Here is a 23,910-nt window from a genome sequence, read left to right on the forward strand (position 1 = left end):
CCTCTACAAGCGAGACCCCGGCCCTAAAAAGCCGGGGTTTTTGCTTTTTCGCTCTCCCTATAAGTGAGAGCGTTGTGGGATCGGCGCCGAACAAAGTGCTTGACACGATTCGGATGTTCCCCCATAATCATCAGTTCTCTGCGGAGGGGTGCCCGAGTGGCTAAAGGGGGCAGACTGTAAATCTGTTGGCTTACGCCTACGTTGGTTCGAATCCAACCTCCTCCACCAGAATTCAGCTGTAGTAAGTGTCGGGCCGGCAGCAGTACCAAGCCGGCGAACCTCGCGGGTGTAGCTCAATGGTAGAGCAGAAGCCTTCCAAGCTTACGACGAGGGTTCGATTCCCTTCACCCGCTCCAGCGAAGCAATAAAGCGGTTTAGAGCAGTTTTTGCCCATGTGGCTCAGTGGTAGAGCACTCCCTTGGTAAGGGAGAGGTCGGCAGTTCGATCCTGCCCATGGGCACCAGCCGGTATCTAGCGGGCCTCAGAAGCCCCGCATCGAGCAGGCAGCAGCAAGCCAGTGATTGTTTGCGCGCCCCGCGCAACGTACGGAAAAATCCTCTTAGGAGTCGAAAATGGCCAAGGGTAAGTTTGAGCGGACCAAGCCGCACGTGAACGTGGGCACGATCGGTCACGTTGACCACGGCAAGACCACGCTGACGGCAGCGATCACGACGGTTCTGACCGCGAAGTTCGGCGGCGAAGCGAAGGCGTACGACCAGATCGACGCAGCGCCGGAAGAAAAGGCACGTGGTATTACCATCAACACCGCGCACGTCGAGTACGAAACGGCTAACCGCCACTACGCACACGTCGACTGCCCGGGCCACGCTGACTACGTGAAGAACATGATCACGGGCGCGGCACAGATGGACGGCGCAATCCTGGTGTGCTCGGCCGCTGACGGCCCGATGCCGCAAACGCGTGAGCACATCCTGCTCGCCCGTCAGGTTGGTGTTCCGTACATCATCGTGTTCCTGAACAAGTGCGACATGGTCGACGACGCCGAGCTGCTCGAGCTGGTCGAAATGGAAGTGCGCGAACTCCTGTCGAAGTACGACTTCCCGGGCGACGACACGCCGATCATCAAGGGTTCGGCCAAGCTGGCGCTGGAAGGCGACAAGGGCGAACTGGGTGAAGTGGCGATCATGAACCTGGCCGACGCACTGGACACGTACATCCCGACGCCGGAGCGTGCAGTTGATGGCGCGTTCCTGATGCCGGTGGAAGACGTGTTCTCGATCTCGGGTCGCGGCACGGTGGTGACGGGTCGCGTTGAGCGCGGCATCGTCAAGGTCGGCGAGGAAATCGAAATTGTCGGTATCAAGCCGACGGTGAAGACGACCTGCACGGGCGTGGAAATGTTCCGCAAGCTGCTCGACCAGGGTCAGGCAGGCGACAACGTGGGTATCCTGCTGCGCGGCACGAAGCGTGAAGACGTGGAGCGTGGCCAGGTTCTGGCCAAGCCGGGTTCGATCACGCCGCACACGCACTTCACGGCTGAAGTGTACGTGCTGAGCAAGGACGAAGGCGGCCGTCACACGCCGTTCTTCAACAACTACCGTCCGCAGTTCTACTTCCGTACGACGGACGTGACGGGCTCGATCGAGCTGCCGAAGGACAAGGAAATGGTCATGCCGGGCGACAACGTGTCGATCACGGTGAAGCTGATCGCTCCGATCGCGATGGAAGAAGGTCTGCGCTTCGCAATCCGCGAAGGTGGCCGTACCGTCGGCGCCGGCGTGGTTGCAAAGATCATCGAGTAAGTTTTTGCCAGTCTCGTTGATCGACTAAGTGGTTTCGGGGTTGGCGATGCCGCCAACCCCAAAATGGTTTAGGGGTATAGCTCAACTGGCAGAGCGTCGGTCTCCAAAACCGAAGGTTGGGGGTTCGATTCCCTCTGCCCCTGCCAACTTCTCGCGCTTCGGTGCGTTGTTCTTTAAGGTGTTATGGCGAATCCTTCCGTCGAAACTGTTAATACTTCCAGCGACAAGCTGATGCTTGCAGTGGGCGTATTGTTGGTTGTGGCCGGGTTCGTAGGGTTCTACTGGCTCGGTAGCCAGGAGTGGTATGTCCGCGGTGCAGCGCTCGCAGTGGGCGTGATCGCGGGGGTGGTAGTCGGTCTTCTCTCGGCGCCCGGCAAGAGCTTCATCGCGTTTGCCAAAGACTCGTACAAGGAAGTTCGCAAGGTCGTCTGGCCGACTCGCAAAGAGGCCACGCAAACGACCCTGGTGGTCTTCGGTTTTGTGCTGGCAATGGCCATCATTCTGTGGGTTTGCGACAAGTCCATCGAGTGGGTGATTTTCTCGGCGATTCTGGGTTGGAAATGATATGAGCGATACACCGGCATCCCCGAGCGGAAAACGTTGGTATGTGGTGCACGCCTACTCCGGCATGGAGAAGAGCGTGCAACGTGCGCTTCAGGAGCGCATCGAACGTGCTGGCATGCAAGACAAGTTTGGCCAGATCCTCGTTCCGACTGAAGAAGTGGTCGAGGTGAAGGGTGGTCACAAATCAGTGACCGAACGTCGTTTCTTCCCGGGCTATGTCCTGGTTGAGATGGAAATGACGGACGAAACGTGGCACCTCGTGAAGAACACGGCAAAGGTGACCGGTTTTGTCGGCGGGGCGCGTAATCGCCCGAGCCCGATTTCGCCGCGCGAAGTCGAAAAGATCATGTCGCAGATGCAGGAAGGCGTTGAGAAGCCACGCCCCAAGACCCTGTTCGAAGTCGGCGAGATGGTCCGCGTGAAGGAAGGTCCGTTCACGGACTTCAACGGCAGCGTCGAAGAAGTCAACTACGAAAAGTCGCGCGTCCGGGTCTCCGTCACCATTTTCGGTCGCGCCACACCGGTCGAACTCGAATTCGGCCAGGTCGAAAAGCTGTAAATCGAATACTACGGATCGCGCCTCTGGTGCGGTCCGTTTTTCCGCGCTTACGGTCCGCGTTATGGCCGTAGAGGAGCGCCAGTAGTCCAGTCGGCTGTAGATGTCGCCAAAGCAGTTGGCACAGCGAAGATTGTGGCGAGCGCGCGCTACCACTCACCAGAACGCTCACGCGTTCCAAAGAGGTTTTCAACATGGCAAAGAAAATCATCGGCTTTATCAAGCTGCAGATTCCTGCAGGTAAAGCCAATCCGTCGCCGCCGGTCGGCCCGGCACTGGGTCAACGCGGCCTGAACATCATGGAGTTCTGCAAGGCGTTCAACGCGCAGACTCAAGCCATGGAACCGGGTCTGCCGGTTCCGGTCGTGATCACGGCATTCGCGGACAAGAGCTTCACGTTCATCCTGAAGACGCCGCCGGCTACGGTTCTGATCAAGAAGGCAGCGAAGGTCGACAAGGGTTCGGCCAAGCCGCACACCGACAAGGTCGCTACGATTACCCGCGCGCAAGCTGAGGAAATCGCCAAGACCAAGATGCCGGACCTCACGGCAGCCGATATGGACGCAGCGGTCCGCACGATCGCTGGTAGCGCCCGCTCGATGGGCATTGTCGTGGAGGGCGTGTAAATGGCTAAGGTTTCGAAGCGTCAAAAGGCACTGGCTGCCAAGATCGACCGCCAGAAGCAATACCCGATCGGCGACGCACTGTCGCTCGTGAAGGAATGCGCCACGGCGAAGTTCGACGAGTCGATCGACGTTGCAGTGCAGCTCGGCATCGATGCGAAGAAGTCGGACCAGGTCGTTCGTGGTTCGGTCGTTCTGCCCGCAGGTACCGGCAAGTCGGTCCGCGTTGCAGTGTTCGCGCAAGGTGAAAAGGCTGAGCAAGCCAAGGCAGCAGGCGCTGAGATCGTCGGTATGGAAGACCTCGCCGAGCAGATCAAGGGCGGCAACCTGAACTTCGACATCGTGATCGCTTCGCCGGACACGATGCGCGTTGTCGGTACGCTCGGTCAGATCCTCGGCCCGCGCGGCCTCATGCCGAACCCGAAGGTCGGCACCGTGACGCCGGACGTGGCGACCGCGGTCAAGAACGCGAAGGCTGGTCAGGTGCAATTCCGTGTCGACAAGGCCGGTATCATCCACGCGACCATCGGCCGTGCATCGTTCGAGCCGACCGCGCTGCGCAGCAACCTGGACGCGCTCCTCGACGCGCTGACCAAGGCGAAGCCGGCAACGAGCAAGGGCGTGTACCTGCGCAAGATCGCTGTCTCGAGCACGATGGGCGTTGGCGTTCGCGTCGACCAAACGTCGCTCGCAGCGTAATAGTTTCGCCGCGCTGAGGTTTGAAAGAACAGCAGCGCGGATTTAAAGGGCTTTGGGCGGTTGTGCAGCGGCAGTTTGCGCGGTGCAACCGGTTGTCAAAGACCGTTGGCGGAAGTGCAGCAGTTGGGTGCTTCCTTAATGCAAAGCCAACGCAGATGGCGAACCCGAAAAGGTTTTGAAGTGCTGATGTGAGCGGATGCGGGCGGCAACGCCTGAAGATGCAAACTGATTTACTCCGGACTGGTCGGTCGCCGTTGTTGAACGCGGCACATGTAGCGAAAGCAAAGTGTGTCGAATCTGGAGGTTAACCGTGCCACTGAACAAAGAAGGTAAGCAGGCCGTCGTGGCTGAAGTCTCCGCGCAAGTCGCGAAGGCTCAGACCATGGTGCTGGCCGAGTATCGTGGAATCGCGGTTGGCGATCTGACCAAGCTGCGCGCGAAAGCGCGTGAGCAGCAGGTGTACCTGCGCGTGTTGAAGAACACGCTGGCGCGTCGCGCTGTCGAAGGTACCCCGTTTGCTCCGCTGGCAGAGCAGATGACTGGCCCCCTGATCTACGGCATCTCGGAAGATGCAATTGCTGCTGCGAAGGTCGTCAATGACTTCGCGAAGGGCAATGACAAGTTGGTCATCAAGGCTGGTTCCTACGAAGGCAAGGTGATGGACGTGGCAGGCGTGCAAGCGCTGGCCAACATCCCGAGCCGCGAAGAACTGCTCTCGAAGCTGCTGTTCGTTATGCAAGCTCCTGTTTCCGGCTTCGCGCGTGCTCTGGCCGCGCTGGCGGAGAAGAAGCAAGCAGAAGCTGCCTGATTTCAGGCAGACGAACGAGCAAGAGCGAGCGAAGATCGCTAGCTGTTTCCGAATTCAAATCTGGAGTAATTTCAAATGGCAATCGCAAAAGAAGACATCCTCGAAGCCGTTGGCTCGATGTCGGTTCTCGAACTGAACGAACTGGTCAAGGCATTCGAAGAGAAGTTTGGCGTGTCGGCAGCTGCTGTGGCAGTCGCTGGCCCGGCAGGCGGCGGCGCTGCTGCTGCTGCTGAAGAGCAGACCGAATTCACGGTCAACCTGCTTGAAGCAGGCGCGAACAAGGTTTCGGTCATTAAGGCCGTTCGTGAACTGACGGGTCTCGGCCTGAAGGAAGCGAAGGACCTGGTCGACGGTGCACCGAAGCCCGTGAAGGAAGCGGTGCCCAAGGCTGCTGCTGAAGAAGCGAAGAAGAAGCTGGAAGAAGCCGGCGCGAAGGCTGAAATCAAGTAAGTTTCAGCGCGCTGTGCGAAGGCTGGCGGTTTTTACACCGCCGGCCTTTTTGTGCTTTGTGGGTTCTGCGTTTTTGTGTTCGATTTTTTTGAAGTCGGAGGCGGAATGCGGGACCTAGAAGCCAAAGAAAAACGTCTTTCGCCGGGTGAAAGCCTCAAGGGCACCATCTGGGCGCACGACGCTTCTCTTTGTCTTCTGAAGCGACTGCAGAAGGCAAGTTTGGTCGGGCAGCGGGCAAGTTATGACAAGCCGAAATCCGTTGCCGTCAGCCAGCGGTTGGTAGAGGCCAACCACCAAGCTTCCAGGGCTCGCGAAGCCATCGGGTCTCAGTCGGTGAACACTCGGGTCGTCCTACCCGCCGTGATTCGGAGATCGTATGCACTATTCCTTCACCGAGAAGAAGCGTATTCGCAAGAGTTTCGCGAAACGCCCCATCGTTCACCAGGTTCCTTTCCTGCTGGCTACCCAGCTTGAATCATTCAGCACTTTCCTGCAAGCAGAAACGGCGACCGCACAACGCAAACCGGAAGGTCTGCAGGCAGCGTTTTCGTCCGTTTTTCCTATTGTTTCCCATAACGGCTTTGCTCGTCTAGAGTTCGTCAGCTACATGCTGTCGTCGCCGGCATTCAACATCAAGGAATGCCAGCAACGCGGTTTGACGTACTGCTCGGCGCTGCGCGCCAAGGTCCGTCTCGTCCTGCTCGACAAGGAATCGCCGAGCAAGCCGGTCGTGAAGGAAGTGAAGGAACAGGAAGTGTACATGGGCGAAATTCCGCTCATGACGCCGACCGGTTCGTTCGTTATCAACGGCACCGAGCGTGTCATCGTCTCGCAGCTGCACCGCTCGCCTGGCGTGTTCTTCGAACACGACAAGGGCAAGACGCACAGCTCGGGCAAACTGCTTTTCTCGGCCCGTATCATTCCTTACCGCGGTTCGTGGCTCGATTTCGAGTTCGACCCGAAGGACGTGCTGTACTTCCGTGTGGACCGTCGCCGCAAGATGCCGGTCACGATCCTGCTGAAGGCTATCGGCCTCACGCCGGAACAGATCCTCGCGAACTTCTTCGTGTTCGACAACTTCACGCTGATGCCGGAAGGCGCGCAGATGGAGTTCGTGCCGGAGCGTCTGCGCGGTGAAGTCGCGCGCTTCGACATCAGCGATCGCGAAGGCAAGGTCATCGTCCAGAAGGACAAGCGGATCAACGCGAAGCACATCCGCGACCTCGAAAACGCGAAGACCACCTACATTTCGGTCCCCGAAGATTATCTGCTCGGCCGCGTTCTCGCGAAGAACGTCGTCGACGGCGACACGGGCGAAGTGATCGCGAACGCAAACGACGAGATCACGGAAAGCGTGCTCGAGAAGCTGCGCGAAGCGAAGATCAAGGACATCCAGACGCTCTACACGAACGATCTGGACCAGGGTCCGTACATCTCGTCGACGCTGCGTATCGACGAAACCGCCGACAAGATGGCCGCACGCATCGCGATCTACCGCATGATGCGTCCGGGCGAGCCGCCGACCGAAGAAGCAGTCGAGGCGCTGTTCAACCGCCTGTTCTATAGCGAAGAAGCGTACGACCTCTCGAAGGTGGGTCGTATGAAGTTCAACCGCCGCGTGGGCCGTGACGAAATCGTCGGCCCGATGACGCTGCAGGACGACGACATCCTCGCGACCATCAAGATCCTCGTCGAGCTGCGCAACGGCAAGGGCGAAGTGGACGACATCGACCACTTGGGCAACCGCCGCGTGCGTTGCGTGGGCGAGCTCGCGGAGAATCAATTCCGCGCGGGTCTCGTGCGCGTCGAACGTGCAGTGAAGGAACGCCTCGGCCAGGCCGAAAGCGAAAACCTGATGCCGCACGACCTGATCAACTCGAAGCCGATTTCGTCGGCGATTCGCGAGTTCTTCGGTTCGTCGCAGCTGTCGCAGTTCATGGACCAGACCAACCCGCTCTCGGAAATCACGCACAAGCGTCGTGTTTCCGCACTGGGCCCGGGCGGTCTGACGCGTGAGCGCGCAGGCTTCGAAGTCCGCGACGTGCACCCGACCCACTATGGCCGCGTGTGTCCGATTGAGACGCCGGAAGGTCCGAACATTGGTTTGATCAACTCGCTCGCACTGTACGCGCACCTGAACGAATACGGCTTCCTCGAAACGCCGTATCGCAAGGTCGTGGACAGCAAGGTGACCGACCAGATCGACTACCTGTCGGCGATCGAAGAAGGCCGTTACGTGATCGCTCAGGCGAACGCGGCAGTGGCCGAAGACGGCACGCTGACCGACGAACTCGTCTCGTCGCGTGAAGCGGGCGAAACGCTGATGGTCACGCCGGACCGCATCCAGTACATGGACGTGGCGCCGTCGCAGATCGTCTCGGTTGCTGCTTCGCTGATTCCGTTCCTCGAGCACGACGACGCGAACCGCGCACTGATGGGTTCGAACATGCAGCGTCAGGCCGTGCCTTGCCTGCGTCCGGAAAAGCCGGTCGTCGGTACGGGTATCGAGCGCACGGTTGCGGTCGACTCGGGCACGACGGTTCAGGCGCTGCGTGGCGGCGTGGTGGACTACGTCGACGCAGGCCGTATCGTGATTCGTGTGAACGACGACGAAGCGGTGGCGGGTGAGGTTGGTGTCGATATCTACAACCTGATCAAGTACACGCGTTCGAACCAGAACACGAACATCAACCAGCGTCCGATCGTGAAGATGGGCGACAAGGTTGCGCGCGGCGACGTGCTGGCTGACGGCGCATCGACCGATCTGGGCGAGCTCGCGCTCGGCCAGAACATGCTGATCGCGTTCATGCCGTGGAACGGCTACAACTTCGAAGACTCGATCCTGATCTCGGAGAAGGTGGTTGCGGACGACCGTTACACGTCGATCCACATCGAAGAACTGAATGTCGTTGCACGCGACACGAAGCTCGGACCGGAAGAAATCACGCGCGACATTTCGAACCTCGCGGAAGTGCAGCTTGGCCGTCTCGACGAGTCGGGCATCGTGTACATCGGCGCGGAAGTCGAAGCGGGCGACGTGCTCGTGGGCAAGGTCACGCCGAAGGGCGAAACCCAGCTCACGCCGGAAGAAAAGCTGCTGCGCGCGATCTTCGGCGAGAAGGCTTCGGACGTGAAGGACACGTCGCTGCGTGTGCCCTCGGGCATGAGCGGCACGGTCATCGACGTGCAGGTGTTCACGCGTGAAGGCATCCAGCGCGACAAGCGTGCACAACAGATCATCGACGATGAACTGAAGCGCTATCGCCTCGACCTGAACGACCAGCTGCGTATCGTGGAAGGCGACGCGTTCCAGCGTCTCGCACGTATGCTCGAAGGCAAGGTCGCGAACGGCGGTCCGAAGAAGCTCGCGAAGGGCACGAAGATCGAGCGCGCGTACCTCGAAGACCTGGATCACTACCACTGGTTCGACATCCGTCTCGCGGACGAAGAAGCAGCGGCGCAGCTCGAAGCGATCAAGAACTCGATCGAAGAGAAGCGTCACCAGTTCGATCTGGCTTTCGAAGAAAAGCGCAAGAAGCTCACGCAAGGCGACGAACTGCCGCCGGGCGTGCTGAAGATGGTCAAGGTGTACCTCGCGGTGAAGCGTCGTCTGCAGCCTGGCGACAAGATGGCAGGCCGTCACGGTAACAAGGGTGTGGTGTCGAAGATCGTTCCGATCGAAGACATGCCGTACATGGCTGATGGCCGTCCGGCAGACGTCGTGCTGAACCCGCTCGGCGTGCCGTCACGGATGAACGTGGGTCAGGTTCTCGAAGTGCACCTCGGTTGGGCCGCGAAGGGTCTGGGCTGGCGTATTGGCGAAATGCTCGCGCGTCAGACGAAGGTTGCGGAGATGCGTGAGTTCCTCACGAAGATCTACAACGAATCGGGCCACAAGGAAGACCTCGACAGCTTCAGCGACGACGAGATCCTCGAACTCGCGAAGAACCTGCGCGAAGGCGTGCCGTTCGCAACGCCGGTGTTCGACGGTGCGACCGAAGAGGAAATGTCGAAGATGCTCGACCTGGCGTTCCCGGACGACATCGCGACGAACCTCGGCATGACGCCGTCGAAGAACCAGGTGCGTCTGTACGACGGCCGCACGGGCGAGATGTTCGAGCGTACGGTCACCGTGGGCTACATGCACTACCTGAAGCTGCACCACCTTGTCGACGACAAGATGCACGCGCGTTCGACGGGTCCGTACTCGCTCGTGACGCAGCAGCCGCTGGGTGGTAAGGCGCAATTCGGTGGTCAGCGCTTCGGTGAAATGGAAGTGTGGGCGCTCGAAGCGTATGGCGCTTCGTATGTGCTGCAGGAAATGTTGACGGTGAAGTCCGATGACGTGACGGGCCGGACGAAGGTGTACGAAAACCTCGTCAAGGGCGACCACGTGATCGACGCGGGCATGCCGGAATCCTTCAATGTGCTGGTGAAGGAAATCCGCTCGCTCGGCATCGACATCGACCTCGACCGCAACTAATCGGACTACGGAGAGAAGGCAATGAAAGCTCTGCTCGATCTATTCAAGCAAGTCCAACAAGAAGAAGTTTTCGACGCGATCAAGATCGGTCTGGCCTCGCCGGACAAGATCCGTTCGTGGTCGTTCGGCGAAGTGAAGAAGCCGGAGACCATCAACTACCGCACGTTCAAGCCGGAGCGGGATGGTCTGTTTTGCGCGAAGATTTTTGGTCCGATCAAGGACTACGAATGCCTTTGCGGCAAGTACAAGCGCCTGAAGCACCGTGGCGTGATCTGCGAGAAGTGCGGCGTGGAAGTCACGCTCGCCAAGGTGCGTCGCGAACGCATGGGCCACATCGAGCTGGCCTCACCGGTCGCTCACATCTGGTTCCTGAAGTCGCTGCCGTCGCGTCTGGGCATGGTGCTCGACATGACGCTGCGCGACATCGAGCGCGTGCTGTACTTCGAAGCGTACGTGGTGATCGAACCGGGCATGACGCCGCTGAAGGCGCGGCAGATCATGACCGAAGAGGATTACTACAACAAGGTCGAAGAGTACGGTGACGAATTCCGCGCTGAAATGGGCGCGGAAGGCGTGCGCGAGCTGCTGCGTGCGATCAACATCGACGAACAGGTCGAGACGCTGCGCACGGAGCTTAAGAACACCGGCTCGGAAGCGAAGATCAAGAAGTACGCGAAGCGCCTGAAGGTGCTCGAGGCCTTCCAGCGTTCGGGCATCAAGCCCGAATGGATGGTGCTCGAAGTGCTGCCGGTGCTGCCGCCCGAACTGCGTCCGCTCGTGCCGCTGGACGGTGGCCGCTTCGCGACCTCGGACCTGAACGACCTGTATCGCCGCGTCATCAACCGTAACAACCGTCTGAAGCGTCTGCTCGAGCTGAAGGCGCCGGAGATCATCGTCCGCAACGAAAAGCGGATGCTCCAGGAAGCGGTTGACTCGCTGCTCGACAACGGCCGTCGCGGCAAGGCGATGACGGGCGCGAACAAGCGTCCGCTGAAGTCGCTCGCCGACATGATCAAGGGTAAGGGCGGTCGCTTCCGTCAGAACCTGCTGGGCAAGCGCGTGGACTACTCGGGCCGTTCGGTCATCGTGGTGGGTCCGACGCTCAAGCTGCACCAGTGCGGTCTGCCGAAGCTGATGGCGCTCGAACTCTTCAAGCCGTTCATCTTCAACAAGCTGGAAACGATGGGCGTTGCCACGACCATCAAGGCTGCGAAGAAGGAAGTCGAGAACCAGACGCCGGTGGTGTGGGACATCCTCGAAGAGGTGATCCGCGAGCATCCGGTCATGCTCAACCGTGCGCCGACGCTGCACCGTCTTGGCATTCAGGCTTTCGAGCCGGTGCTGATCGAAGGTAAGGCAATCCAGCTGCACCCGCTCGTTTGCGCGGCGTTCAACGCCGACTTCGACGGTGACCAGATGGCTGTGCACGTTCCGCTGTCGCTCGAAGCGCAGATGGAAGCGCGTACGCTCATGCTCGCGTCGAACAACGTCCTGTTCCCGGCCAACGGCGATCCGTCGATCGTGCCGTCGCAGGATATCGTGCTCGGCCTGTACTACGCCACGCGTGAAGCGATCAACGGCAAGGGCGAAGGCATGACGTTCACGGGCGTGTCGGAAGCACTGCGCGCCTACGAGAACAAGGAAGTCGAGCTGGCCTCGCGCGTGAACGTGCGTATTACCGAAATGGTCCATAACGAGGACAAGTCGGAAGGCGCACCGGCATTCGTGCCGAAGATCACGCTGTACGCGACCACGGTCGGCCGCGCGATCCTCTCGGAAATCCTGCCGCCGGGCCTGCCGTTCACGGTGCTGAACAAGCCGCTGAAGAAGAAGGAAATCTCGCGTCTGATCAACACCGCGTTCCGCAAGTGCGGTCTGCGTGAAACGGTGATCTTCGCCGACCAGCTGATGCAGTCGGGCTTCCGCCTTGCAACGCGCGCCGGTATTTCGATCTGCGTGGACGACATGCTCGTGCCGCCGCAGAAGGAAACCATCGTCGGCGACGCCGCGAAGAAGGTGAAGGAGTACGACCGTCAGTACATGTCGGGTCTCGTCACCGCGCAAGAACGCTACAACAACGTGGTCGACATCTGGTCGGCAACGTCGGAAGCGGTCGGCAAGGCGATGATGGAGCAGCTCGCGACGGAACCGGTCATCGACCGCGACGGCAAGGAAACGCGTCAGGAATCGTTCAACTCGATCTACATGATGGCCGACTCGGGCGCGCGGGGTTCCGCGGTCCAGATCCGTCAGCTGGCGGGTATGCGCGGTCTGATGGCGAAGCCGGACGGCTCGATTATCGAAACGCCGATTACCGCGAACTTCCGCGAAGGTCTGAACGTGTTGCAGTACTTCATCTCGACCCACGGTGCACGTAAGGGTCTGGCTGATACGGCACTGAAGACCGCGAACTCGGGTTACCTGACGCGTCGTCTCGTCGACGTCACGCAGGATCTCGTGGTCGTCGAGGAAGATTGCGGCACGTCGAATGGCGTGGCGATGAAGGCCCTCGTGGAAGGCGGTGAAGTCGTCGAAGCGCTGCGCGACCGTATTCTCGGCCGCGTGGCGGTGGCGGACGTCGTCAATCCTGAAACCCAGGAAACGATCTACGCTTCGGGTGACCTGCTCGACGAAGACGCAGTCGAAACGATCGAAAGCCTCGGCATCGACGAAGTGCGCGTGCGCACGCCGCTGACCTGCGAAACGCGTTACGGCCTGTGCGCATCGTGCTACGGCCGCGACCTGGGTCGTGGTTCGCGTGTGAACGTCGGCGAAGCAGTCGGCGTGATCGCAGCACAGTCGATCGGCGAACCGGGCACGCAGCTCACGATGCGTACGTTCCACATCGGTGGTGCGGCATCGCGTGCGGCAGTGGCCTCGTCGGTGGAAGCCAAGTCGAACGGTACCGTGCGCTTCACAGCGACGATGCGTTACGTCACGAATGCTAAGGGTGAGCAGGTTGTCATCTCGCGTTCGGGCGAAGCCATCATCGCCGACGATCACGGCCGCGAGCGCGAGCGTCACAAGGTGCCGTACGGCGCGACGCTGCTGCAGCTCGACGGCGCGGCGATCAAGGCCGGCACGCAGCTCGCAACGTGGGATCCGCTCACGCGCCCGATCATCACCGAGTACGGCGGTACGGTGAAGTTCGAGAACGTCGAAGAAGGCGTGACCGTGGCCAAGCAGATCGACGACGTCACGGGTCTGTCGACCCTCGTCGTGATCGACGTGAAGCGCCGCGGTTCGCAGGCTGCGAAGAGCGTGCGTCCGCAGGTCAAGCTGCTCGACGCGAGCGGCGACGAAGTGAAGATCCCGGGCACGGAGCACTCGGTGCAGATCGGCTTCCAGGTCGGCGCACTGATCACCGTGAAGGACGGTCAGCAAGTGCAGGTCGGTGAAGTGCTCGCACGTATCCCGACCGAAGCGCAGAAGACGCGTGACATTACCGGTGGTCTGCCGCGTGTGGCGGAACTGTTCGAAGCACGTTCGCCGAAGGACGCAGGTATCCTGGCGGAAGTCACGGGTACGACGTCGTTTGGTAAGGACACGAAGGGCAAGCAGCGTCTCGTTATCACGGACCTCGAAGGCAATCAGCACGAGTTCCTGATCGCGAAGGAAAAGCAGGTGCTGGTCCACGACGGTCAGGTCGTCAACAAGGGCGAAATGATCGTGGACGGCCCGGCCGATCCGCACGACATCCTGCGTCTGCAGGGTATCGAAGCGCTGTCGCGTTACATCGTGGACGAAGTGCAGGACGTGTACCGTCTGCAGGGCGTGAAGATCAACGACAAGCACATCGAAGTGATCGTGCGGCAGATGCTGCGTCGTGTGCAGATCACCGACAACGGTGATACGCGCTTCATTCCGGGCGAGCAGGTCGAGCGTTCGGACATGCTGGACGAAAACGACAAGATGAACGCCGAGGACAAGCGCCCGGCAACGTACGAGAACGTGCTGCTCGGTATTACGAAGGCATCGCTCTCGACCGACTCGTTCATCTCGGCGGCATCGTTCCAGGAAACGACGCGCGTGCTGACCGAAGCGGCGATCATGGGCAAGCGCGACGATCTGCGTGGCCTGAAGGAAAACGTGATCGTCGGTCGTCTGATTCCGGCCGGTACGGGTCTCGCCTTCCACAAGGCGCGCCGTGCGAAGGAATCGTCGGATCGCGAGCGTTTCGACCAGATCGCAGCGGAAGAAGCGTTCGAGTTCGGTACGCCGGAAACCCCGGCCGCCGAGCAGCCGCAACAGCCGCATACGACGGACGAGTAAGCCTGGGGCGGTGCAAGCCGCCTTGTGCCTCGGGCTGACGTGCCCTCGCAAAAGCCGCCCGGTATTCACCGGGCGGCTTTTTTATTTGCGCTGGCGTTTGCCCGCTCGCGCCTGCGGCCTCGTGCCGCAGTGCCGGCCCGCTCGCTGCGCGCATCGGTCAGGCGTGCTAACGTAGCGCGCCAAGTCCGCCTGTGTGGGTCTTTTCGTACGACGCTGGCGGCATTTTTCTGAATCTGGAGGCGGTAATCATGTGGGTGGTCGGGGTCGGTCTCATCCTGAATCTGGTGGCGTGTGTCGCCAGCTTTTCGCAGCTACTGCATCACGTCAGCAATCAATCTGCGGCGAACTTCTTCGCGACCTTCCTCGTGATGTGGGCGTTCCTGATTATCGGCTTCATCATGTTGCTGGCGCGCCGGGCCAAGGGCGGCGCCGCGCTGCTCACGGTCGGCTCGTTGATGTTCGTCGGCGCGAACTTCGTGCTCTTCGGGGCCGGCGTATTCGCGATCGTGGCCGCGATCGTGGCCGTTGTGACGATCGTCGGTGCAGTGCGCATCGCGCGCGGGCGTCAAGCCGCCTGACTATCTCCGTTTCACCCTGGTTGTCTGCGCTCGCGGCATGCGCGCGCAGCCCTCAGGGGCTCTTGTTTCCCGCTGGGTAACGGCCTTCGAATCCGGTACAGCGCCTCGACCTTTCGGCTAACGTTGCTTGAAGTGCGGTTTGAGGAGCGCCGCGGTTGGTAGAATGCGCCGACCGCTTCAGAATCCCGTGCCCTTCATGTCCCGCTCCCTCGAAATCCTCAACGAAGTCTTCGGCTATCCCGCGTTTAGAGGGCAGCAAGCCGAAATCGTCGAGCACGTTGCAGGGGGCGGCGATTCGCTGGTGCTCATGCCTACCGGCGGCGGCAAATCACTCTGCTACCAGATTCCGGCGCTTGTGCGGCACGAAGCCGGACTAGGGGCCGGCATCGTGGTGTCGCCGCTCATCGCGCTCATGCAGGACCAGGTGGCCGCGCTCACGGAAGTGGGCGTGCGCGCCGCTTATCTCAATTCCACGCTCAGCGGCGCCGAAGCCGCGGCTACCGAGCGAGCGCTGCGCGAAGGCGACCTCGACCTGCTTTACGTCGCACCCGAGCGCCTCATGACGCCGCGCTTTCTCGACTTGCTCGAGCGCACGCGCATTGGGCTCTTTGCGATCGACGAAGCGCATTGCGTCTCGCAATGGGGCCACGACTTCCGGCCCGAATACATCCAGCTCTCGGTGCTGCACGAACGCTTTCCGAACGTGCCGCGAATTGCGCTCACGGCGACGGCCGACGCCATCACGCGCGACGAAATTGCGCACCGCCTCGCGCTCGACGACGCACGCGTGTTCGTCTCGAGCTTCGACCGGCCGAACATCCGTTACCGGATCGCTGAAAAGGACAACGCGCGCTCGCAGCTGCTCGACTTCATCCGCGCGGAGCACACGCGCGCCGACGGCACGACGGATGCGGGCGTCGTGTATTGCCTCTCGCGCCGTAAGGTCGAAGAAACTGCAGAGTGGTTGAAAGGGCAGGGGCTGCGTGCGCTGCCGTATCACGCGGGCATGGAATTCGAGGTGCGCCAGAAGCACCAGGAGCTGTTCCAGCGCGAGGAGGGCGTGGTAATGTGCGCCACCATCGCATTCGGTATGGGCATCGACAAGCCGGACGTGCGTTTCGTCGCGCATCTCGATTTGCCGAAGAGTGTGGAAGGCTACTACCAGGAAACCGGCCGCGCGGGGCGCGACGGGCTGGCGGCCAATGCGTGGATGGCTTATGGCCTCGGCGACGTGGTACAGCAGCGCAAGATGATCGACGAGTCCGAAGCCGACGAGCAGCACAAGCGTGTGCAGACGGGCAAGCTCGACGCGCTGCTCGGCTTGTGCGAAACGGCCTCGTGCCGGCGCGTGCGGCTGCTCGCGTACTTCGGCGAGGAGAGCAAACCGTGTGGCAACTGCGACACGTGCCTCGAGCCGCCCGCCACCTGGGATGCGACGCGTGAAGCGCAAATGGCGCTCTCTTGTGTGTTCCGCGCGCAGCGCGCGAGCGGCTTCAACTTCGGCGCCGGCCATCTGATCGACATCCTGCGCGGCAACCGCAACGAGAAGATCCTGCAGCGCGGGCACGAGAAAATCTCCACCTTCGGCATCGGCTCGGCGCTTTCGGAGCCGGAGTGGCGCGCAATCTTCCGGCAACTGGTGGCGTTCGGTTATCTCACCGTCGACCACGACGGCTATGGTTCGCTCGTGCTCACCGAGGCGAGCAAGCCGGTCCTCAAGGGCGAGCAGAACGTCACGATGCGCCGCTACGTGAAGCCCACGCGTACGCGCACGTCGTCGAGCCGCACGAGCGAGCGCGCCGATCCGACCCTTGGCATGAGCCCGCGCCAGCGCTCGCGCTGGGAGCGCCTGCGCCTGTGGCGCACCGAAACCGCCAAGAGTGAAGGCGTGCCGGCCTACGTCATCTTCCACGACGCCACGTTGGCGGAAATCGCGCGCAACGGGCCGGAGTCGGTGGACGATTTGCGGGACATTCCGGGTATCGGCGCGCGAAAACTCGAGCGCTTCGGTGAGGAACTCGTCGAGGTCGTCGGCGACGAATAAGGCGCGGCGTTTCCTCCGGGTATTCCGGGCGCCGCCGGATTGTCACGCCGCTGTCACTTCTTCCGTCGTCCGAAATGTCGCAAGCCGTTGACTCGCTTGGTATTTTCGGAATATCATGCTGGGTTCCGGTCTTTGGGATGTGCGTGCTCGTCGATTGATTTGACGAAAACTAACATCGAATACCCAATTCCGGAGTTCGATACGCGTGCGTTTCCGCTTTGCCCGGAAATAAATGCGTCGATTTTGTTCAATTTCAGGAATAAACAATGCCAACCATCAATCAACTGGTTCGCAAAGGCCGCGCTTCGGAAGCTTCGAAGAGCAAGTCGCCGGCCCTGCAGGACTGCCCTCAGCGTCGCGGCGTGTGCACCCGTGTGTACACGACGACGCCGAAGAAGCCGAACTCGGCACTCCGTAAGGTCGCCAAGGTGCGCCTGACGAACGGCTTCGAAGTCATTTCGTACATCGGTGGTGAAGGCCACAACCTGCAGGAACACTCGGTCGTGCTGATCCGCGGCGGCCGTGTGAAGGACTTGCCGGGTGTGCGTTACCACATGGTTCGTGGCTCGCTGGATACCCAGGGCGTCAAGGATCGTAAGCAGGCTCGTTCGAAGTACGGCGCAAAGCGCGCCAAGGCTGCGAAGTAAGAGTCAGGTGTCGTCGCGCTCGCGAGAGTGCAGGCGATAAAAGCGACAGGTGCCGGATTGGCCGGTGCTGTCGAGTAAGTGGTCACCCGACCAGGCTGGTAAGTCGTAATGGATGAATCGGGTTAGTTGGTGGCCGCGGAGCGCAAGGGATTCACCCGCGCTTCAACTGAAAAGTTAAAGGAAGAAACATGCCGCGTCGTCGCGAAGTCCCCAAGCGGGAAATATTGCCGGATCCGAAGTTCGGCAACGTTGATGTAGCCAAGTTCATGAACGTGCTGATGCTCTCCGGCAAGAAGTCGGTTGCCGAGCGTATCGTGTACGGCGCTTTCGAACAGATCCAGACCAAGGGTGGCAAGGACCCGCTGGAAGTGTTCACTGTCGCACTCAACAACGTGAAGCCGGTGGTGGAAGTGAAGAGCCGCCGCGTTGGTGGTGCGAACTATCAGGTTCCGGTCGAAGTGCGCCCCTCGCGTCGTATGGCATTGGCGATGCGTTGGCTGCGTGAAGCCGCGAAGAAGCGCAGCGAGAAGTCGATGGCTCTGCGTCTGGCAGGTGAACTCACCGAAGCGGCCGAAGGCCGTGGCGGCGCGATGAAGAAGCGCGACGAAGTTCACCGGATGGCAGAAGCGAACAAGGCGTTCTCGCACTTCCGCTTCTAAGAGAAAGCCCCTACCGGGGTTTGCTCGAAAAACGGAAAAAATTCCGGGCGGGTGCGCTTATCAAGCGCCTCGCCCGTTTGTGTTCAGGCGCGTTGGGATCAACCCGGTCGGGATGACCCGGCGCGCACCTCCCGATAGAGGATCAAAGTGGCTCGCAAGACTCCTATCGAGCGCTACCGTAACATCGGTATTAGCGCTCACATCGACGCCGGCAAGACGACGACGACCGAGCGCATTCTGTTTTACACCGGCGTGAACCACAAGATTGGTGAAGTTCACGACGGCGCCGCGACCATGGACTGGATGGAGCAGGAACAGGAGCGTGGCATCACGATCACGTCCGCTGCTACGACCGCGTTCTGGAAGGGCATGGGCGGCAACTACCCCGAGCACCGCATCAACATCATCGACACCCCGGGCCACGTTGACTTCACGATTGAAGTCGAGCGCTCGATGCGCGTGCTCGACGGCGCGTGCATGGTCTACTGCGCAGTGGGCGGCGTGCAGCCGCAGTCGGAAACGGTGTGGCGTCAGGCGAACAAGTACAAGGTTCCCCGTCTCGCGTTCGTCAACAAGATGGACCGTACCGGCGCGAACTTCTTCAAGGTCTACGACCAGCTGAAAACGCGTCTGAAGGCGAATCCGGTTCCGGTCGTGGTGCCGATCGGCGCGGAAGACACGTTCACTGGCGTGGTCGACCTGATCAAGATGAAGGCGATCATTTGGGACGAAGCCTCGCAAGGCACGAAGTTCGACTACGTCGACATCCCGGCTGAACTCGTTGACACGTGCAACGAGTGGCGCGAGAAGATGATCGAGTCGGCGGCTGAAGCCAGCGAAGAGCTGATGGAGAAGTACCTCGGCGGCGAAGAGCTCACGGAAGCGGAAGTCGTCAAGGCACTGCGCGACCGTACGATCGCGTGCGAAATCCAGCCGATGCTGTGCGGCACCGCGTTCAAGAACAAGGGCGTGCAGCGCATGCTCGACGCCGTGATCGACTTCCTGCCGTCGCCGGTGGATATTCCCCCGGTCAAGGGCGAACTCGAAAACGGCGAAGTGGCAGAGCGCCGCGCAGCCGACGACGAGAAGTTCGCAGCACTCGCGTTCAAGATCATGACCGACCCGTTCGTCGGTCAGCTGATCTTCTTCCGCGCGTACTCGGGCATCGTCAACTCGGGCGACACCGTGCTGAACTCGACCAAGGGCAAGAAGGAACGCCTCGGCCGTATTCTGCAGATGCACGCGAACAACCGCGAAGAAATCAAGGAAGTTCGTGCCGGCGACATCGCTGCTGCTGTCGGCCTGAAGGAAGCGACCACGGGTGACACGCTGTGCGACCCGCAGAACCCGATCATCCTGGAACGCATGGTGTTCCCGGAGCCGGTGATTTCGCAGGCCGTCGAGCCGAAGACGAAGCCTGACCAGGAAAAGATGGGCATCGCCCTGAACCGCCTGGCGCAGGAAGACCCGTCGTTCCGCGTCCAGACGGACGAGGAATCGGGCCAGACCATCATTTCGGGTATGGGCGAGCTCCACCTCGAAATTCTGGTGGACCGCATGAAGCGCGAATTCGGCGTGGAAGCGACCGTCGGCAAGCCGCAGGTTGCCTACCGTGAAACGATCCGCGCAACGGCGAAGGACGTGGACGGCAAGTTCGTCAAGCAGTCGGGTGGTCGCGGCCAGTACGGTCACGCGGTCATCACGCTCGAGCCGAACGAACAGGGCAAGGGCTACGAGTTCCTCGACGAGATCAAGGGCGGTGTGATTCCGCGCGAATACATCCCGGCGGTGGACAAGGGTATCCAGGACACGCTGAAGGCAGGCGTGCTGGCGGGCTTCCCGGTCGTCGACGTCAAGGTTCACCTGACGTTCGGTTCGTACCACGACGTTGACTCGAACGAAAATGCGTTCCGCATGGCCGGTTCGATGGCGTTCAAGGAAGCCATGCGCAAGGCGCAGCCGGTCATCCTCGAGCCGATGATGGCTGTTGAAGTCGAAACGCCGGAAGACTACATGGGCAACGTGATGGGCGACCTGTCGGGCCGTCGCGGTATCGTCCAGGGCATGGAAGACATGGTTGGCGGCGGCAAGATCGTTCGCGCCGAAGTGCCGCTGTCGGAAATGTTCGGCTACTCGACGTCGCTGCGCTCGCTGACGCAAGGTCGTGCAACGTACACGATGGAATTCAAGCACTACGCAGAAGCACCGCGTAACGTGGCCGACGCGATCATCAGCGCGAAGGCGAAGTAAGCATCGGCGCATAAGCGGATCGGGCGTGAGTCCGGTCCGCATCGCTCAGTCACCGATTCACCACTTTTTTGAAAGAAGAGAAACATGGCAAAAGGTAAATTCGAACGGACCAAGCCGCACGTGAACGTGGGCACGATCGGTCACGTTGACCACGGCAAGACCACGCTGACGGCAGCGATCACGACGGTTCTGACCGCGAAGTTCGGCGGCGAAGCGAAGGCGTACGACCAGATCGACGCAGCGCCGGAAGAAAAGGCACGTGGTATTACCATCAACACCGCGCACGTCGAGTACGAAACGGCTAACCGCCACTACGCACACGTCGACTGCCCGGGCCACGCTGACTACGTGAAGAACATGATCACGGGCGCGGCACAGATGGACGGCGCAATCCTGGTGTGCTCGGCCGCTGACGGCCCGATGCCGCAAACGCGTGAGCACATCCTGCTCGCCCGTCAGGTTGGTGTTCCGTACATCATCGTGTTCCTGAACAAGTGCGACATGGTCGACGACGCCGAGCTGCTCGAGCTGGTCGAAATGGAAGTGCGCGAACTCCTGTCGAAGTACGACTTCCCGGGCGACGACACGCCGATCATCAAGGGTTCGGCCAAGCTGGCGCTGGAAGGCGACAAGGGCGAACTGGGTGAAGTGGCGATCATGAACCTGGCCGACGCACTGGACACGTACATCCCGACGCCGGAGCGTGCAGTTGATGGCGCGTTCCTGATGCCGGTGGAAGACGTGTTCTCGATCTCGGGTCGCGGCACGGTGGTGACGGGTCGCGTTGAGCGCGGCATCGTCAAGGTCGGCGAGGAAATCGAAATTGTCGGTATCAAGCCGACGGTGAAGACGACCTGCACGGGCGTGGAAATGTTCCGCAAGCTGCTCGACCAGGGTCAGGCAGGCGACAACGTGGGTATCCTGCTGCGCGGCACGAAGCGTGAAGACGTGGAGCGTGGCCAGGTTCTGGCCAAGCCGGGTTCGATCACGCCGCACACGCACTTCACGGCTGAAGTGTACGTGCTGAGCAAGGACGAAGGCGGCCGTCACACGCCGTTCTTCAACAACTACCGTCCGCAGTTCTACTTCCGTACGACGGACGTGACGGGCTCGATCGAGCTGCCGAAGGACAAGGAAATGGTCATGCCGGGCGACAACGTGTCGATCACGGTGAAGCTGATCGCTCCGATCGCGATGGAAGAAGGTCTGCGCTTCGCAATCCGCGAAGGTGGCCGTACCGTCGGCGCCGGCGTGGTTGCAAAGATCATCGAGTAAATCGAGTAGAATACTCGGCTTGCTGTAGAAGTTGATGTACCCTGGGACCACCTTGCGGCGCCTTGCCGCGGGGTGGTCCTGCGCTCTTTATATCGTCTGGCGGCGCAAGTCCGCCTCGCTCTTTTCAAGGAATTGTCATGCAGAACCAAAAAATCCGTATCCGTCTGAAGGCTTTCGACTACCGTCTGATCGACCAGTCGGCCGCTGAAATCGTCGATACGGCGAAGCGCACGGGTGCCATCGTCCGCGGTCCGGTGCCGCTGCCGACGCGTATCCAGCGTTTCGACATTCTGCGTTCGCCGCACGTCAACAAGACGTCGCGCGACCAGCTCGAAATCCGCACCCACCTGCGCCTGATGGACATCGTCGACCCGACGGACAAGACCGTTGACGCGCTGATGAAGCTGGACCTCCCGGCTGGCGTGGACGTCGAAATCAAGCTGCAGTAAGAGTCTCCAGCGCTGTCAGATTCTCTGGCGGCGCTAAGTCTTTGATTGCTTGCGGAAAACGAGGAAGGACGTTATACTTGACGTCTTTTCGCGCGTTTGCGCAAAAAATCGGTGTGTCCCTTTCGAGCCTTTACCTCGAAAACGCGCCGGTACTTTGTAAATTAGCCCCGACCAATCGCAGTCGGGAATGGAGAAAACGATGAGCCTTGGACTCGTAGGTCGCAAGGTTGGCATGACGCGTATCTTCACGGCTGACGGGGATTCGATTCCCGTGACCGTGCTGGACGTGTCCGACAACCGCGTGACGCAGATCAAGACTGTTGAAACCGACGGCTACACGGCCGTGCAGGTTGCTTTCGGCACTCGCCGCGCATCGCGCGTGACGAAGCCGCTCGCAGGTCATCTCGCCAAAGCTGGCGTTCAAGCCGGTGAAATCCTCAAGGAATTCCAGATCGACGCCGCTAAGGCCGCCGAACTGTCCGCTGGCGCTGTGATCGGTGTGGAACTCTTCGAAGAAGGCCAGAAGATCGACGTGCAAGGCACCTCGATCGGTAAGGGCTACGCCGGTACCATCAAGCGTTACAACTTCGCTTCGGGTCGTGCTTCGCACGGTAACTCGCGCTCGCACAATGTGCCGGGCTCGATCGGTATGGCGCAGGATCCGGGTCGTGTTTTCCCGGGTAAGCGCATGACCGGTCACATGGGTGACGAAACCGTGACGGTGCAAAACCTCGAAATCGCCCGTATCGACGCAGAGCGCAAGCTGCTGCTCGTGAAGGGTGCTGTCCCGGGTGCAAAGGGCGGCAAGGTTTTCGTGACGCCGGCTGTCAAGGCCCGCGCCAAGAAAGGAGCGCAATAATGGAACTGAAGCTCCTGAACGCTAATGGTCAGGAAGGCGCAGCAGTCAACGCATCGGACGTCGTGTTCGGTCGTGACTACAACGAAGCGCTGATCCACCAGATCGTTGTTGCCTATCAGGCGAACGCGCGCAGCGGTAACCGCGCGCAGAAGGACCGCGAACAGGTCAAGCACACCACCAAGAAGCCGTGGCGTCAGAAGGGTACGGGCCGCGCTCGTGCCGGTATGTCGTCGAGCCCGCTGTGGCGTGGCGGTGGTCGCATCTTCCCGAATTCGCCGGAAGAAAACTTCTCGCACAAGGTCAACAAGAAGATGCATCGCGCAGGTCTCTGCTCGATCTTCTCGCAGCTGGCCCGCGAAGGCCGCATCTCGGTCGTGGAAGAGCTCTCGCTCGAAGCGCCGAAGACGAAGCTGCTGGCCGAAAAATTCAAGGCCATGGGTCTCGAATCCGTGCTGGTCATCACCGACACGGTCGACGAGAACCTGTTCCTGGCGTCGCGCAACCTGCCCCACGTGGCAGTCGTTGAGCCGCGCTTTGCCGACCCGCTCTCGCTGATCTACTTCAAGAAGATCCTGATCACGAAGGCAGCGGTCGCCCAGATCGAGGAGTTGCTGTCATGAGCGAGATTCGCAAGAACGATCATCGTTTGATGCAGGTCCTGCTCGCACCGGTGATCTCCGAAAAGGCGACGCTGGTTGCGGAGAAGAACGAACAAGTCGTCTTCGAAGTCGCGCCGGACGCGAACAAGCAGGAAGTCAAGGCTGCTGTCGAGCTGCTGTTCAAGGTGGAAGTCGAGTCCGTCAACGTGCTGGTCCAGAAGGGTAAAGCCAAGCGCTTTGGCCGCTTCAACGGCAAGCGCAAGGACGTGAAGAAGGCGTATGTCTGCCTGAAGCCCGGCCAGGAAATCAACTTTGAAGCGGAGGCCAAGTAA

General features: G+C 60.6%; 19 protein-coding genes and 4 tRNA genes. All 23 read left to right on the forward strand.

All coding sequences use genetic code 11. The annotated features are described in order from the left end of the window. The first annotated feature begins 142 nt into the window (after positions 1-142). The 23 genes from U5A57_RS39210 to rplW all read left to right on the forward strand — a co-directional run bounded on the left by U5A57_RS39210 (position 143) and on the right by rplW (position 23,910). Positions 143-228 (forward strand) — tRNA-Tyr (locus tag U5A57_RS39210). A gap of 54 nt (positions 229-282) precedes the next feature. After that, positions 283-356, forward strand: a tRNA-Gly gene (locus U5A57_RS39215). A 32-nt stretch (positions 357-388) separates the two neighbouring features. Next, positions 389-463: transfer RNA gene (locus U5A57_RS39220), tRNA-Thr, on the forward strand. Positions 464-572: 109 nt separating this feature from the next. Further along, on the forward strand, positions 573-1,763 hold the full coding sequence (tuf, locus tag U5A57_RS39225; protein ID WP_028371383.1) for an elongation factor Tu: 1,191 nt from the start codon (positions 573-575) through the stop codon (positions 1,761-1,763). Positions 1,764-1,833: 70 nt separating this feature from the next. Next, a tRNA-Trp gene (locus tag U5A57_RS39230) sits at positions 1,834-1,909 on the forward strand. A gap of 37 nt (positions 1,910-1,946) precedes the next feature. Continuing rightward, on the forward strand, positions 1,947-2,327 hold the full coding sequence (gene secE / locus U5A57_RS39235; protein WP_321917529.1) for a preprotein translocase subunit SecE: 381 nt from the start codon (positions 1,947-1,949) through the stop codon (positions 2,325-2,327). A 1-nt stretch (position 2,328) separates the two neighbouring features. Then, a complete protein-coding gene (gene nusG, locus U5A57_RS39240; RefSeq protein ID WP_028208939.1) occupies positions 2,329-2,886 on the forward strand; it encodes a transcription termination/antitermination protein NusG in 558 nt (185 codons plus the stop codon). A 191-nt stretch (positions 2,887-3,077) separates the two neighbouring features. Further along, positions 3,078-3,509, forward strand: coding sequence for a 50S ribosomal protein L11 (gene rplK / locus U5A57_RS39245; protein ID WP_027797945.1), 432 nt, complete (start codon positions 3,078-3,080; stop codon positions 3,507-3,509). Next, complete coding sequence (gene rplA / locus U5A57_RS39250) at positions 3,510-4,205, forward strand: 50S ribosomal protein L1 (RefSeq protein WP_042272956.1); 696 nt, start codon at positions 3,510-3,512, stop codon at positions 4,203-4,205. It abuts the gene before it with no gap. Positions 4,206-4,515: 310 nt separating this feature from the next. After that, on the forward strand, positions 4,516-5,013 hold the full coding sequence (gene rplJ / locus U5A57_RS39255) for a 50S ribosomal protein L10 (protein WP_069269335.1): 498 nt from the start codon (positions 4,516-4,518) through the stop codon (positions 5,011-5,013). A 75-nt stretch (positions 5,014-5,088) separates the two neighbouring features. After that, positions 5,089-5,463 (forward strand): 50S ribosomal protein L7/L12, encoded by a 375-nt coding sequence (rplL, locus tag U5A57_RS39260; protein ID WP_027821097.1) that lies wholly within the window; start codon positions 5,089-5,091, stop codon positions 5,461-5,463. 376 nt (positions 5,464-5,839) lie between these two features. Further along, a complete protein-coding gene (rpoB, locus tag U5A57_RS39265) occupies positions 5,840-9,946 on the forward strand; it encodes a DNA-directed RNA polymerase subunit beta (RefSeq protein WP_321917533.1) in 4,107 nt (1,368 codons plus the stop codon). Positions 9,947-9,967: 21 nt separating this feature from the next. Further along, positions 9,968-14,218, forward strand: a complete 4,251-nt coding sequence (rpoC, locus tag U5A57_RS39270; RefSeq protein WP_321917535.1) for a DNA-directed RNA polymerase subunit beta' — start codon at positions 9,968-9,970, stop codon at positions 14,216-14,218. 248 nt (positions 14,219-14,466) lie between these two features. Then, positions 14,467-14,796: a hypothetical protein gene (locus U5A57_RS39275; RefSeq protein ID WP_321917537.1), complete on the forward strand. Its 330-nt coding sequence runs from the start codon at positions 14,467-14,469 to the stop codon at positions 14,794-14,796. 196 nt (positions 14,797-14,992) lie between these two features. Beyond that, the gene (gene recQ / locus U5A57_RS39280; protein WP_321917539.1) at positions 14,993-16,840 is read left to right on the forward strand and encodes a DNA helicase RecQ; all 1,848 of its coding nucleotides are present in this window, start codon (positions 14,993-14,995) and stop codon (positions 16,838-16,840) included. Between the two features lie 266 nt (positions 16,841-17,106). Then, positions 17,107-17,487 (forward strand): 30S ribosomal protein S12, encoded by a 381-nt coding sequence (gene rpsL, locus U5A57_RS39285; protein ID WP_124154012.1) that lies wholly within the window; start codon positions 17,107-17,109, stop codon positions 17,485-17,487. 188 nt (positions 17,488-17,675) lie between these two features. Next, positions 17,676-18,146: a 30S ribosomal protein S7 gene (gene rpsG, locus U5A57_RS39290; protein ID WP_158758793.1), complete on the forward strand. Its 471-nt coding sequence runs from the start codon at positions 17,676-17,678 to the stop codon at positions 18,144-18,146. Positions 18,147-18,293: 147 nt separating this feature from the next. After that, on the forward strand, positions 18,294-20,396 hold the full coding sequence (gene fusA, locus U5A57_RS39295) for an elongation factor G (RefSeq protein WP_321917543.1): 2,103 nt from the start codon (positions 18,294-18,296) through the stop codon (positions 20,394-20,396). 84 nt (positions 20,397-20,480) lie between these two features. Next, positions 20,481-21,671 (forward strand): elongation factor Tu, encoded by a 1,191-nt coding sequence (gene tuf, locus U5A57_RS39300; protein ID WP_028371383.1) that lies wholly within the window; start codon positions 20,481-20,483, stop codon positions 21,669-21,671. 137 nt (positions 21,672-21,808) lie between these two features. Beyond that, a complete protein-coding gene (rpsJ, locus tag U5A57_RS39305; protein ID WP_017777154.1) occupies positions 21,809-22,120 on the forward strand; it encodes a 30S ribosomal protein S10 in 312 nt (103 codons plus the stop codon). Positions 22,121-22,319: 199 nt separating this feature from the next. Next, the gene (rplC, locus tag U5A57_RS39310) at positions 22,320-22,979 is read left to right on the forward strand and encodes a 50S ribosomal protein L3 (protein ID WP_028222628.1); all 660 of its coding nucleotides are present in this window, start codon (positions 22,320-22,322) and stop codon (positions 22,977-22,979) included. Then, positions 22,979-23,599 carry a 50S ribosomal protein L4 gene (rplD, locus tag U5A57_RS39315; RefSeq protein ID WP_028222627.1) on the forward strand — a complete coding sequence of 207 codons (621 nt, stop codon included), beginning with the start codon at positions 22,979-22,981 and terminating at the stop codon, positions 23,597-23,599. The genes rplC and rplD overlap by 1 nt, the downstream gene beginning before the upstream one ends. Then, on the forward strand, positions 23,596-23,910 hold the full coding sequence (gene rplW, locus U5A57_RS39320; protein WP_028206513.1) for a 50S ribosomal protein L23: 315 nt from the start codon (positions 23,596-23,598) through the stop codon (positions 23,908-23,910). Before rplD ends, rplW begins: the two co-directional genes overlap by 4 nt.

This window comes from Paraburkholderia sp. J11-2, assembly GCF_905220185.1.
Taxonomy (GTDB): Bacteria; Pseudomonadota; Gammaproteobacteria; order Burkholderiales; family Burkholderiaceae; genus Paraburkholderia.

What these genes read in the sequence shown, in the direction of transcription:
- tuf (WP_028371383.1), top strand. Translation starts at nt 573, where the DNA reads ATGGCCAAGGGTAAGTTTGAGCGGACCAAGCCGCACGTGAACGTGGGC.
- secE (WP_321917529.1), top strand. Translation starts at nt 1,947, where the DNA reads ATGGCGAATCCTTCCGTCGAAACTGTTAATACTTCCAGCGACAAGCTG.
- nusG (WP_028208939.1), top strand. Translation starts at nt 2,329, where the DNA reads ATGAGCGATACACCGGCATCCCCGAGCGGAAAACGTTGGTATGTGGTG.
- rplK (WP_027797945.1), top strand. Translation starts at nt 3,078, where the DNA reads ATGGCAAAGAAAATCATCGGCTTTATCAAGCTGCAGATTCCTGCAGGT.
- rplA (WP_042272956.1), top strand. Translation starts at nt 3,510, where the DNA reads ATGGCTAAGGTTTCGAAGCGTCAAAAGGCACTGGCTGCCAAGATCGAC.
- rplL (WP_027821097.1), top strand. Translation starts at nt 5,089, where the DNA reads ATGGCAATCGCAAAAGAAGACATCCTCGAAGCCGTTGGCTCGATGTCG.
- rpoB (WP_321917533.1), top strand. Translation starts at nt 5,840, where the DNA reads ATGCACTATTCCTTCACCGAGAAGAAGCGTATTCGCAAGAGTTTCGCG.
- rpoC (WP_321917535.1), top strand. Translation starts at nt 9,968, where the DNA reads ATGAAAGCTCTGCTCGATCTATTCAAGCAAGTCCAACAAGAAGAAGTT.
- U5A57_RS39275 (WP_321917537.1), top strand. Translation starts at nt 14,467, where the DNA reads ATGTGGGTGGTCGGGGTCGGTCTCATCCTGAATCTGGTGGCGTGTGTC.
- recQ (WP_321917539.1), top strand. Translation starts at nt 14,993, where the DNA reads ATGTCCCGCTCCCTCGAAATCCTCAACGAAGTCTTCGGCTATCCCGCG.
- rpsL (WP_124154012.1), top strand. Translation starts at nt 17,107, where the DNA reads ATGCCAACCATCAATCAACTGGTTCGCAAAGGCCGCGCTTCGGAAGCT.
- rpsG (WP_158758793.1), top strand. Translation starts at nt 17,676, where the DNA reads ATGCCGCGTCGTCGCGAAGTCCCCAAGCGGGAAATATTGCCGGATCCG.
- tuf (WP_028371383.1), top strand. Translation starts at nt 20,481, where the DNA reads ATGGCAAAAGGTAAATTCGAACGGACCAAGCCGCACGTGAACGTGGGC.
- rpsJ (WP_017777154.1), top strand. Translation starts at nt 21,809, where the DNA reads ATGCAGAACCAAAAAATCCGTATCCGTCTGAAGGCTTTCGACTACCGT.
- rplC (WP_028222628.1), top strand. Translation starts at nt 22,320, where the DNA reads ATGAGCCTTGGACTCGTAGGTCGCAAGGTTGGCATGACGCGTATCTTC.
- rplD (WP_028222627.1), top strand. Translation starts at nt 22,979, where the DNA reads ATGGAACTGAAGCTCCTGAACGCTAATGGTCAGGAAGGCGCAGCAGTC.
- rplW (WP_028206513.1), top strand. Translation starts at nt 23,596, where the DNA reads ATGAGCGAGATTCGCAAGAACGATCATCGTTTGATGCAGGTCCTGCTC.